Origin of the sequence: Thaumasiovibrio clandestinus (assembly GCF_047250365.1) — a bacterium.
Lineage (GTDB): Bacteria > Pseudomonadota > Gammaproteobacteria > Enterobacterales > Vibrionaceae > Thaumasiovibrio.
In genome coordinates, this window is record NZ_JBLBVL010000003.1 from 370,055 (window position 1) to 382,293 (window position 12,239).

10 protein-coding genes are annotated in these 12,239 nt (G+C 46.1%); 6 read left to right on the top strand and 4 right to left on the bottom strand.

The window, feature by feature from the left end; genetic code table 11:
* The first annotated feature begins 57 nt into the window (after window positions 1–57).
* The 3 genes from ACKLNH_RS07330 (at window position 58) to glpK (ending at window position 4,113) form a co-directional block, all read left to right on the top strand.
* On the top strand, window positions 58–1,224 hold the full coding sequence (locus ACKLNH_RS07330; RefSeq protein ID WP_413111596.1) for a YhfX family PLP-dependent enzyme: 1,167 nt from the start codon (window positions 58–60) through the stop codon (window positions 1,222–1,224).
* A complete protein-coding gene (locus tag ACKLNH_RS07335) occupies window positions 1,217–2,446 on the top strand; it encodes a phosphopentomutase (protein ID WP_413111597.1) in 1,230 nt (409 codons plus the stop codon). Before ACKLNH_RS07330 ends, ACKLNH_RS07335 begins: the two co-directional genes overlap by 8 nt.
* A gap of 149 nt (window positions 2,447–2,595) precedes the next feature.
* Window positions 2,596–4,113 (top strand): glycerol kinase GlpK, encoded by a 1,518-nt coding sequence (gene glpK, locus ACKLNH_RS07340; RefSeq protein ID WP_413111598.1) that lies wholly within the window; start codon window positions 2,596–2,598, stop codon window positions 4,111–4,113.
* Window positions 4,114–4,119: 6 nt separating this feature from the next.
* Here the strand turns inward: glpK and ACKLNH_RS07345 are convergent, their stop codons facing one another.
* The 3 genes from ACKLNH_RS07345 to ACKLNH_RS07355 all read right to left on the bottom strand — a co-directional run bounded on the left by ACKLNH_RS07345 (window position 4,120) and on the right by ACKLNH_RS07355 (window position 8,723).
* Window positions 4,120–5,139, bottom strand: coding sequence for a DUF3080 family protein (locus ACKLNH_RS07345; protein WP_413111599.1), 1,020 nt, complete (start codon window positions 5,137–5,139; stop codon window positions 4,120–4,122).
* A 242-nt stretch (window positions 5,140–5,381) separates the two neighbouring features.
* A complete protein-coding gene (locus tag ACKLNH_RS07350; RefSeq protein WP_413111600.1) occupies window positions 5,382–7,706 on the bottom strand; it encodes a YgiQ family radical SAM protein in 2,325 nt (774 codons plus the stop codon).
* A gap of 126 nt (window positions 7,707–7,832) precedes the next feature.
* On the bottom strand, window positions 7,833–8,723 hold the full coding sequence (locus ACKLNH_RS07355) for a LysR family transcriptional regulator (RefSeq protein ID WP_413111669.1): 891 nt from the start codon (window positions 8,721–8,723) through the stop codon (window positions 7,833–7,835).
* A gap of 111 nt (window positions 8,724–8,834) precedes the next feature.
* On the opposite strand from ACKLNH_RS07355, the gene ACKLNH_RS07360 reads away from it, so the two are divergent.
* The 3 genes from ACKLNH_RS07360 (at window position 8,835) to ACKLNH_RS07370 (ending at window position 11,222) form a co-directional block, all read left to right on the top strand.
* Window positions 8,835–10,037 carry an MFS transporter gene (locus ACKLNH_RS07360; protein WP_413111601.1) on the top strand — a complete coding sequence of 401 codons (1,203 nt, stop codon included), beginning with the start codon at window positions 8,835–8,837 and terminating at the stop codon, window positions 10,035–10,037.
* A 121-nt stretch (window positions 10,038–10,158) separates the two neighbouring features.
* The gene (locus ACKLNH_RS07365) at window positions 10,159–10,812 is read left to right on the top strand and encodes a hypothetical protein (RefSeq protein WP_413111602.1); all 654 of its coding nucleotides are present in this window, start codon (window positions 10,159–10,161) and stop codon (window positions 10,810–10,812) included.
* Between the two features lie 221 nt (window positions 10,813–11,033).
* Window positions 11,034–11,222, top strand: a complete 189-nt coding sequence (locus ACKLNH_RS07370) for a DUF4250 domain-containing protein (protein WP_413111603.1) — start codon at window positions 11,034–11,036, stop codon at window positions 11,220–11,222.
* A gap of 24 nt (window positions 11,223–11,246) precedes the next feature.
* Here ACKLNH_RS07370 and ACKLNH_RS07375 read toward each other — a convergent pair whose 3' ends face one another.
* Window positions 11,247–12,179, bottom strand: a complete 933-nt coding sequence (locus ACKLNH_RS07375) for a LysR substrate-binding domain-containing protein (protein WP_413111604.1) — start codon at window positions 12,177–12,179, stop codon at window positions 11,247–11,249.
* Window positions 12,180–12,239 lie beyond the last annotated feature (60 nt).

Below are 12,239 nucleotides of genomic sequence, written 5' to 3' on the forward strand. Positions count from 1 at the left end.
GCGCCTCCGTCACACAAAAGAGCAAGGTTCTCTAGCCTAGACAATTCAAGGAAGATTATGTTTTTAGATGCTTTAGAAAGACAAAACTCAAATTTAGTCGCAGCGACTCTTTCTTTATTTTCACAAGGTAAGTTGTTGCCTGATACGACAGTTATTGACGTTGATCAGCTGCTTGAGAACGCAAAAGCTATCAAAAGCGAAGCCAATAGGTATGGGGTTCGCTTGTACGCTATGACTAAGCAGTTTGGTCGCAATCCATTGCTTGCGAAAATGCTTATACAAGAATGTGGCTATGAAGGTATCGTCTGTGTCGATTTCAAAGAAGCACGCCTTATGGCCTCGTATGGGTTACCCATTGGCAACATTGGTCATTTAGTCCAACCACCAACTCATATGATCCCCGCTATATTGACCGAAATGAAGCCAGAAGTCGTAACCGTATATAGTTTAGAAAAGGCACGACAGATTTCAGAGGCGGCGCAACAAGCTGGACGTATTCAGGGCATACTACTCAAATTTTATCGCTCCACCGATCATCTATATGTAAATCAAGAATCTGGTTTTCCTATCGAAAAACTAGAAAGTGTTGTTGAAGCAATTGCAGAACTGCCGGGGGTCCACATTGCCGGTGTTACGCATTTCCCATGTTTTCTTTATTCGCCAGAGAAGAAGGCTACCGCCCCAACGCCAAACTTAACGACATTAGTTGAAGCGAAAAAGCGCTTGAAGCGCTTGGGTATTGAGTGTGAACAGGTCAACGTACCATCTTCAACTTGCGTTGATACGATAAGCAAACTAGCTGAACATGGTGGAACTCATGGTGAGCCGGGTCACTCGTTGACTGGGACCTTCCCTGCTAATGTGGATGGAACGCAAACAGAGCGGGTTGCCTCTTTGTATTTGAGTGAAATCTCTCATCATTATGAACACCATAGTTACTGTTTTGGTGGTGGTTACTATCGTCGCGGCATGATGGCGAACGCGTTCGTTGTTGACGGAAAAGAGCGCAGGCGAGTATCAGTCTTTAATGATGATAAAGACAGTATTGATTACCACTTGAGAATCCCAGGGCATTACCCCATTGGGTCGCCGGTCATTATGGCTTTTAGAAGCCAAGTGTTTGTGACTCGCAGTGATGTGGTTTTGTTGCGTGATGTGGCAACGCCGAATCCTAAAGTGCTCGCCATTTTTGATGCACTGGGCAATGAGGTCGCTTATGGCTAAGTTCATTGTTGTGGTATTGGATGGGTTTGGGGTGGGTGCAATGGAAGATGTAGCGCATGTGCGCCCTCAAGATTGCGGTGCCAATACGGCTGCAAAACTATTGCGCCATTTTCCCTTAAAGCATCTTCCAACGCTTGCGCTTTTGGGGCTACAGAACTTAGTCGTCAGTCAAGAGTCAGCAATGAAAGCGAATTTATTGGCCAATGTGGGGAAAGCTAACTTAGCCCATCAAGGTGGTGATACGTTTATGGGGCATCAAGAAATCATGGGAACATGCCCTAAGCCACCAGTGATTGAGCCATTTCAACACGTTTTAGGCGATGTAGAAAAAGCCTTAACAAAGCAGGGCTATCGAGTATCAAAGATAAGCAGGCAAGGGCTTGATGTCTTAGCTGTTAATGATGGTGTTGTAATCGGTGATAACCTTGAAGCTGATTTAGGGCAAGTATATAACTTGACTTGCAATTTCAATCAGGTCTCTTACCAGGAGCTAATGAAAATAGCTGACGTAGTGCGAGGAGTAACTAAGGTGAGCCGCAATATCGCCTTTGGTGGGGAAATAGACTCTATGGAGCGAGTCTACAGTGCCATTGAGGTCAAGTCAGACCGCAGCGGGAACCCCGCATTTATTGGGGTGAATGCACCTAACAGTGGCGCTTATGATTGTGGATTTCGTGTGATGCATTTAGGTTTTGGGGTGGATGCTTCAACTCAAGTTCCTTGGTTGCTGCATCAAAAGGGGATAGGTACATGGCTGTATGGAAAAGTGGCTGATATAGTTCAAAACCCCAAAGGATGCTCATATACCTCCATTGTTGATACTGATGAGATATTCAATCTATTATGCCACGATGTTTCTGTTGAACAGGATGGTTTTTTTTGTGCCAATGTCCAGGAAACAGATCTTGCTGGCCATCAACAAGACCCCAAACGATACTGGCAAATTTTAGAGAAAGCAGATAATGGTCTAGAGAGACTGATAGCTCAACTAGGTGAAGAAGATGTCTTATTGGTTATGGCGGATCATGGTAATGACCCTTTTATTGGTCATACCAAGCATACCCGCGAGCAGGTGCCCTTGTTAGCGTATAAAAAAGGTCACGTAGGGCTCGATCTCGGTGTGTCCGAGACCTTGGCTGACGTTGGAGCCACCGTGGCGTTTTTCTTTGGCGCGACCGCCCCTGAATTTGGCAAGCCTATATCTGCGTTGATTGAATCTTAAGGTACTGTAAACAGCCTTGTATTACTTTCTAACCAACTGAGCTAAGCGACAAAACAAACTGTGTGCAGACCGCCATTTTTATCGTTAGCAACCTTGTAAAATAAGGCGGAATATTTACTTTTTGATAGCTCGTTGTTTAGGTACGTTGTATGGATAAGAAAAAATATATTGTCGCTTTAGACCAAGGCACAACCAGTTCGCGCGCGGTTATTTTAGATCACGATACCAACATTGTGGCCGTATCCCAACGTGAATTTACCCAGCATTACCCACAGGCAGGGTGGGTCGAACACGATCCGTTAGAAATCTACGCGACACAGCTTGGAACATTGACAGAAGTGTTGGCCAAGTCAGGGATTTCTGCTGATCAAATCGCGGCAATTGGTATTACAAATCAGCGAGAAACTACGGTGGTTTGGAATAAAAAGACTGGAAAGCCCATTTATAACGCGATTGTGTGGCAATGTCGTCGTACCACACCGATATGTGAAGAGTTGAAAGTGGCGGGGTTAGAAGCCTATATACGCGAAAACACCGGATTGGTGATCGACCCATATTTTTCTGCCACCAAGATTAAGTGGATTTTAGATAATGTTGCAGGTGCGCGTGAACAGGCTGATGCGGATGAACTGTTATTTGGTACGGTTGACAGTTGGTTGGTATGGAAAATGACCCAAGGAAAGGTGCATGTTACTGACTTTACCAATGCGTCCCGAACTATGTTGTTTAATATCAATACGCGTTGTTGGGATAAGGCATTATTAGACGCACTTTCTATTCCTGAAAGTATGTTACCTGAGGTGAAATGCTCGTCTGAAATTTATGGTGAAACCAATATTGATGGTAAAGGGCGTACAGGCATTCCAATTGCTGGCATTGCTGGGGATCAACAAGCCGCCTTGTTTGGACAAATGTGTGTTGATAAAGGGCAAGGAAAGAACACTTACGGCACTGGCTGTTTCTTGTTGATGAATACGGGTGAGCGCAAAGTCACCTCCCAAAATGGACTGTTAACAACCTTAGCGGTTGGACGTGATGGTCAACCTGCTTATGCGTTGGAGGGAGCGGTATTTATGGGCGGAGCCTCGATTCAATGGCTGCGCGACGAAATGAAGCTGCTAAGTGATGCGAAAGATTCAGAGAGATTTGCCACCCAGGTTGATTCTAGCAATGGTGTGTATGTTGTTCCTGCATTTACAGGGTTAGGAGCTCCATATTGGGATGCGTATGCACGCGGCACGGTAGTCGGTATGACGCGTGGGACGAGCGATAAGCACTTAGTTCGAGCAACACTTGAATCTATCGCTTATCAAACAAGGGATGTACTGGTCGCTATGGAGAAAGACTCGGGCATCGCTTTGGATGGATTAAAGGTTGATGGTGGAGCAGTACACAATAACTTTTTAATGCAGTTTCAGGCGGATATTTTAAATACCGCGGTGTACCGTCCACAAGTGACTGAAGTCACTGCGTTAGGTGCGGCCTATTTGGCGGGTTTGGCGGTGGGGTATTGGCATGATCTCAGTGAGCTGGAAAATAAGGCGCAGGTGGAAGCCACATTTTATCCCGATCAGAATGAAGAGAAACGTTGCCGTCGTTATAGTGGCTGGAAGCGTGCGGTACATGCGGCTCGAGCATGGGCGGAGTGGACGGACGATAGCGAGTAGGCAACATTACCTTGTTCCAACGGATATCTCGCAACGATTAAACAGTGCTTGCCAATAACGAGTGTGGGCACCAATGGCGTCAGTAAAGCGAGTATGTACCTCGCCGAGGATCATCGCTTGTCGATAGGCTTCAAATTGCGCAGAAACCGCTGAAGGCGGGGTATATACGCCGTTTAACAGGGGTTGTAACTCTAAGTATTGCCCATTGATGTCCGCAAGATATGGTTGAAGTGTATCGATATAGTAGCGTTCGAGTACATTACGCAGGTATTGTGCTCGTTGCTGATTGGTATTTTGACCACACTGGATAAGGTGATCGTGCTGCGTAAGAAACTGAGTAATCGACTGTAAGTAGTGGGCTGAAAGATGCATGCTGGTGTAGAGTCGGCCAATATAATCTAAGTATTGGATTGTTTTTTGTTGTGTGACCAGCGCGTCAATTAGATCATCACTGATGGGTTGTTGTTGCTCTAACTGACTGTAGATTTGGTTCAAAAGCAATAGCATTTGCTCTGTAGCCGCAAACCCATGTAAGTTGTTTAGTTCAAAGGGGGTAGTGGTTGGGCGTAACATTTGTTGCCACTCTTGGTTCAGTGTAATGGCATTCCAAAAATGGTGGTAGATCTGCACCTGTTTCAACGCTTTTATGTGTTGCAATTCTAATTTCAACTCATCATCAATAATGGGTAGGCATTGGTCTAGTTTCGTGAGTAGTCGCAGTTCATATTGCAAACGCAGCATCTCGTCTTGCACTTTTCCCATTGCACTGTTGCGATCGGCAATTAGGCCAAAGGCATGACACTTACGCAATTGGTATGCATCTAATAGGCCTAGCCGAATGTCAGGGGTAGTGATCTCAAGTTCGCGCTTTATCGGTAAAGTTAACCATTCTGCTTCAGGCATTCTCGGTGTGTCGACACCGAGAACATTGGCCAGTTTTTGGATATAGGTATCGAATGCCTTGATCGTACTGTTGCGCTCGCAACCACTCAATAGCAACAGGACAAATAGCCATAACCAACGCATGATTGATTACTCAAATAGACGGTGACTCTTTAGTTTACGTTGAACAAGGCATTTTGGCTTGGTGTCAGCGAAACAAAGTATCGCGGTGTCATGCGGTACTTGTTCGAGTACGGGAAGTGTAATGTACAGCAGATAAAATAAAGCAGAGATTCAAGAATGAATCTCTGCTTAGATACAAAAGCGCTAACCGTCGCTATTTACATCATTGCTGCTGTGGTTACATGCCACACACTCGCTTTGCTTTATCGATGCTTCGGCTTGGCGTTACCTCGATTTGGCCGTTTTGGGTTTGTTCCGCGCGGCTTGTGCTGACCTTGCGAGTTAGCGTTTTGTTTTTCATTACGTGAGCCATTATTACCGTTACCAGCGGGCTTACCTTTCGTTCCTTTCCCCGCGTTACTACGAGGTTTGTCAGAACCCCCATTAGCACGTTGATCTGGCTGGCCTTTACCAAATGGGGTATGTTTGGTCGCGAAGCGGTTTGCGCCATGACGACCACTGCGTCGACGTTGCGCTGGCGTTTGCTTATCCATGTCTTCTGCTGGGATTAGGCAGTGCGGCTTATCACCAATCAAATGAGATTTACCCATCTTAGTCAGTGCTTCGCGGATCAATGGCCAGTTACTTGGATCATGGTAGCGCAGCAGCGCTTTATGTAGACGGCGATGTCGTTCACCTTTAGCCACAGGGACTTCTTCACGTTTCTTGTACTTGACCCGTTTTAGTGGGTTAGTTTCTGAATAGTACATCGCAGTGGCATTACACATTGGCGATGGGTAGAAGTTCTGTACTTGATCACACTCAAAGTTATTCGACTTGAGCCACAGTGCAAGATTGAGCATATCTTCGTCTTCTGTACCCGGGTGGGCAGAAATAAAATACGGGATCAGATACTGCTTTTTACCGGCTTCTGCGCTGTATTTTTCAAACATGGCTTTGAAGCGGTCATAGCTACCCATCCCTGGCTTCATCATGAGATCGAGAGGCCCTTTTTCGGTATGCTCGGGAGCAATTTTTAGGTAGCCTCCAACATGGTGAGTGACCAATTCGCGAACATACTCTGGGGATTCAATGGCAAGATCATAGCGAACCCCTGAGGCAATCATGACCTTTTTGATCCCTTTCACTTTTCGAGCCGAGCGATAGAGATCGATAGTGTGCTTATGGTCAGTGTTGAGCTTCTTACAAATCTCTGGGAATACGCAAGAAGGGCGACGGCAATTTGCTTCGGCTTTGGCATCATTACAGCCAAGTCGATACATGTTGGCCGTTGGGCCGCCAAGATCAGAGATGGTGCCAGTAAAGCCCGGAACTTTATCTCTAATCTCTTCTAATTCATTGATGATCGACTCTTTAGAACGGTTTTGAATCACTCGACCTTCATGCTCGGTAATACTACAGAATGAACAACCACCGAAGCAGCCGCGCATAATGTTGACCGAAGTTTTGATCATGTCATAAGCGGGGATTTTTGCTTTACCGTACATAGGATGAGGCACGCGTGCAAAGGGCAACGCAAAGACGTAATCCATCTCTTCTGTTGTTAGCGGAACAGGCGGTTGGTTAATCAGCAATTCCCGATCGGCGTGCTTTTGTACCAAGGCACGACCAGAGTAGGGGTTGGTTTCCAAGTGCATGACACGACTGGCATGGGCATACAAGATGCGATCGTTTTGGAGCTTTTCATAAGACGGCAAACGAATCACACTGTTTTCAGCATCATGGCGTGAAGGGCCTACCGTGATCGGCTGTGCTGCTGGTGCAGCGGTAGCGTTACTCTCACATTGCGTATCAACATCGTATGGATTGAGGGCAACAAACGACGCTTTACTCGGCTTTTCGATACGGGAAGAGTCGATAACACGATAATGTTCAGGTACAGCATGAAGATACACCGCAGTACCGCGTATATTGGTGAGTGTTTTTACATCTTCATTGTTGGCAAGACGATGTGCAACTTCAATCAAGGCACGTTCAGCGTTACCAAACAGCAAAATGTCCGCTTTGGCATCAACAAGCACCGAGCGGCGCACTTTATCAGACCAGTAATCGTAATGGGCGATGCGTCTTAAGCTGGCTTCGATACCACCTAGGACAATTGGCACACCTTTAAAGGCTTCGCGGCAACGCTGCGAGTACACCAATACGGCACGATCTGGTCGTTTGCCGCCCTCGTTATTTGGGGTATAAGCATCGTCATGGCGTAGCTTACGATCCGAGGTGTAGCGGTTAATCATCGAGTCCATGTTGCCAGCGGTAATACCAAAAAACAGATTGGGTTTACCTAACTGCATAAAGGCGTCTTTGTTTTGCCAGTCAGGTTGCGCAATGATGCCGACACGAAACCCTTGTGCTTCAAGCAAGCGACCGATGATTGCCATTCCAAAGCTTGGGTGATCAACGTACGCATCGCCAGTAACAATGATGATATCGCAACTGTCCCAACCCAGAGCATCCATCTCCTTGCGGCTAGTAGGCAAGAAGGGAGCAGTGCCGTAGCACTCGGCCCAATACTTTGGGTATTGGTCGATGTGGGTGAGTTTGTCGAAAATGGCTTGATGTTGCATGTATTGGCCCCTGTTTTTTGGAGGCGGGAATTATACCCACTTGCTATCAGGCTGACTAGCATCGAAGCAGATTATAAGCAACAAGGGGGCAGATAGTTGCGTTATTGGCGTGATTTTGCCGTGAATTCACGTTGTGTGGAGCTGAAAGTGATTCGATTGCTTTATAAACTCAATAAAGGTGCGATCCGCGACCGAGAGATAACTGTCTTTGCGCCATGCTAGGGCAAGATCGAGGGTAATAGGGCTTGAAAAAGGAATGGCGGTTAATCCGGGCTCGTACTGGGTAACTAACTCAATTAAGGCAGTGATAGCATATTGATGTCGCACGATTTGCAGAATCATAGGCAGAAGGTTGGTTTCAAAGGCGATATTGGGTTGCATGTGTTGATGTTGAATTGCAGCATCAATATAGTCGCGATGAAAGTAACCTGCTTTAAACAATACCAGCGGCTCAGCAAGAAACTGATCAAAACGGATAGATGGCAGTTGTGCGATTGGGTGATCTTGGCTGGCCACGGCAACCATTTGTGAATAGAGTAGGTGATCGGTCTCTAAGGTATCTGGCACATCTTCATTAATGATGACGCCAATATCGATTTCTCCTTTTAAGAGCATTTTTTTCAGTGATGATCCGCCAGCCTCGACCAGTGTTAACTTTAAGTTAGGGTAGCGCTGTTTAAAGCCCATTAAAATCGGCGGGAAATAGTAGGAGCCTAGCATTCCCGGTACCCCTAAACGCACTTCTCCGGTTTCTACACCGCGTAAATCTGCCATGGCTCTTTCTGCATCCGTGAGTTGTTGCAACACCGCTTGGGCGTGTGGGAGCAAGGCGGTGCCTTCATGGGTCAGACAGAGTTGTTTGCCTTGACGGTGAAACAGGGTTAATCCGACGTGTTGCTCGAGGTTTTTAATCGCGATGCTCAGTGCGGGTTGTGCGATATGTAACTCGGCTGCAGCTCGGGTGAAGTGGCAGTGTTTGGCTAATACCAAAAAGTAGTGCAATTGTTTTGTGCTCAGCATCGCGATCACCTGTTTATATATTATTTATATCAACACTATATAAATAATATATTTTTATTATTTTGTCGATATTGCTAGGCTTCAGATATCACGATATTGGGGTGACTTATGATACAAGTTGGGTGCCGAGCTTATCGACAATTGACCTTTGCAACCGCATTGGGCTCTTTTGTTGTTTTTTGTAATCTTTATCTATTTCAGCCATTGCTGCCAATGTTTGCTGAGCAATGGCGAATGAGTGAAACGCAGGTTAATAGTGTGCTAGCGATAACGACCTTCATGTTGGCACTGACGCTCATTCCCTGCGCTGCGCTTTCTGAAAAAATCGGTCGACGGCCTGTAATGCTCGCTGGATTGGCGGTGTTACCTTTGCTGTCTGTGCTGATGGCCAACACCACGACGTTTTCAATGTTGGTCTTCTACCGTGGTTTAGTTGGGGTGGCTTTGGCCGGTTATGCTGCGGTGGCTGTTGCGTATATGGCAGAAGAGTTAAGCCCATCGGCGTTTAAGTTGGCGTTAGGCGGTTACATCAGTGCCAACTCTATCGGAGGCATTGCCGGGCGCATCTCTGGAGGGTTGCTAAATGACTGGTTTGGTTGGTCAACGGCGGTATGGATATTGGCTGTTTTTAGTTTGCTCTCGGTGATTTTTATTGCTCGATGTTTGCCAAAACAGCGACACTTCGTCCCGGTTAATGGGGGGATGAAAACAATACATCGCCAATTGGTGATGCATGCTAGGAACGCACAACTGCTGCCTGCTATTTTGATTGGTGGGTTTAACTTTGCCATCTTTGTTAACTTATATTCAGTGATGAGTTTTAGATTAGTGGGCGCACCTTTTTATCTTCCTGTCGGGTATGCCTCTTTAATTTTCTTGTGTTATCTCGCCGGTACGATTACATCGAAGTTTAGTGGTTATTGGTTAATAGTAGGCCGAACATCTACTGGCATGCTATTGGGGGCTATCGTCAGCGCCATGGGTATGTTGGTTGCGGCAAAAGATAACATTGCTTATATGCTACTGGGGTTGCTGTTGGTGAGCGCTGGGGCTTTTTTCATTCACTCATTAGCGTATAGCTGGGTAGGAGAAAAAGCGCAGCAAGGTAAAGCAACCGCCAATGCACTCTACTTAGTGAGTTATTATGTTGGTGGCAGTTTGGGTGGGTATCTCTTACTGTCAGCTTGGCAGCAATACCAGTGGACTGGGGTGATGGCGGCGGGTGGTATCCTTTATATTGTATTGATCATCGCCATCAGTAAGGTTCGCCAGCAGGAAGAGCACGTCGCTTTAGAGGCTGTTTCCAATTAGGTCCGTATTGTGTTATTTCGCTGCTTTTTGTGCTTAAAGTGCGCAATTTTGGTAAAGTTCACGTTGTCATCTAGCCAAGTGACGGTATACTCGCGTCTTTTTCATGTCTCTTTAAGTTTGTATGCATATGTTGTTTATCGTTACGATGCCAATGGCCTTAGGGGCGTTGGCAGTTATCTGTCTATGTTTGTATAAAGGTGAGATCTGCCCGGGACAGCGTGGGCGATTACACAAATGGTTGCCGCTGATCTGTGTGCCATTGGCGTTCAGTGCGGTACATACATTAACAGCGTTAATCCCATTAGGCTTGCTGATCGGCTTTTGTTTGCAAGTGAAAACAGGAAAAACACGTAATGAAGGCCCTCGTACTTGGTTACTTGCCAGTCTCGTTACTGGTGCAGTGATATGGTTGTTTGAAGTAAAATCAATGCCGCTTTCGCTGGCTTTTATTTCACTATTTTCATTTCCACTGATGGGGTGTGCGTTGGCGCATTTCATTTTAGTCTCTGCCAAAAGTCGCTTACAGGCGTTCCACCGAATTTTGCCTGTTACCGGTGTTATTGCGACGATGTTGATGCTGATAGCGCTGTTGGGCTACTGGTCTTCTTTGTCAGATACTCAATTGATTGTCAGCAATGTGCTGGTCTCGTTAGTGACCTTGATTTTCGCTGCGTTGATTTGGGTCTTTCATGTTTTTCGTGCGACAGCGCCTAATCGCTGGCAGTTGCTCTCGGTAATGTCACTGCTGTTGTTTGCTCTATTGATGCAGCACTGATTTCGTTCCGATGGATGAATGGTTCGACCATCTCCTTTATCCGTAGGGTTTGCCGTCGTATCGTTTAAAACGGGATTTGGTTGAGTCGCTTAGTCAGATTACTCAGTTAAGCGAGAAATAGTGCGGTATTTCACGTCAATTCTTTGTCGACAGAGCTAATATGTAATTAGCGACGCAGTCGAAGTCCTGGTCGTAGACACCACGATTGTTAAGGAGATGGTATGGAAATACATAATCTACTGAGCTTAGATAGCCGTATAGCACTGGGTATTGTGAATGAGCGGCTTCGTTTAGAGTGTGACAGCATGGAAGAACTTGTTCTTCGTTACGAATTGGACGTGGAAGCGCTAGTCAGTAAAATGGCCGACTTAGGTTACCACTACGATGCGATAACCAATCAATTTAAGTAAATCTGCGCAGCTGCAATCGAGCTGTCACAGCGTGTTACTGTGGCTGCGTACCGTTTTTATCCCTTCTAAGTGACCATGGCATTGCTGCCGAGCAATGCTAAAAAACGACTGTAGATAGCGACGTTTTTTATCATTATCACGTACAGCAGCATAGAGTCTACGCCACAAACCGCTCCCCAGTGGACGAGAGACAATCAGCCCTTGTTGCGCATAATCATAAACAGCCCAGTTAGGTAATGCAGCTATTCCTAACCCCGCCGACACCATCTGTATGAGCATCAGAGTATTGTCTGCCTGTTTCCACTGCTTGGGCTCGACACCAGCAGGAGAAAGAAAGTGATTAACGATGTCTAAACGCTGTTTTTGTACGGGGTAACTGAGCAGGGTTTGATCTGCAATATCTTCTGGGTTTATGGTCGTGTGATTAATCAGGGGGTGATTGGTAGCCATAATCAGTTGCATCTCAAAATCAAATAGCGCTTCGTAATGGATCTCACCGCGTGGACGAATATCCGATGTCACGACTAAATCTAATTCGCCTTGAATTAGAGCAGGGAGAGGATCGAAGCCGAAGCCGGAGGAAAAATCGAGCTCTACCTCAGGCCAATGGGTCTGATAGTCCTTGATGGCGGGCATCAGCCACTGAAAACAAGAATGACAATCTATCGCCATGTGAAGCCGTCCATTGATCTCTTCTTTTAAAGCAACAAGCTCATTTTCTGTGCGCGTTATCATTGGTAGAACTTGATCGGCCAATGCTAATAGCACTTTTCCCTCGGCAGTGAAGTTGACAGGTTTAGTTTTGCGTAAGAACAGTGGGCTACAAAGCTTTTGCTCCAACTCTTTGATTTGGTGTGATAGCGCTGATTGGGTAAGACATAAGATATTGGCGGTGGCCGTCAATGAACCAGTCTCTCGTAGGGTTGCGAGTGTACGTAGATGTTTAAGCTCTAACATGAATTATTTTCAACGTCCATTTGAATTAATTGTGATTGTTTCATTCAAGATACTCCTAGA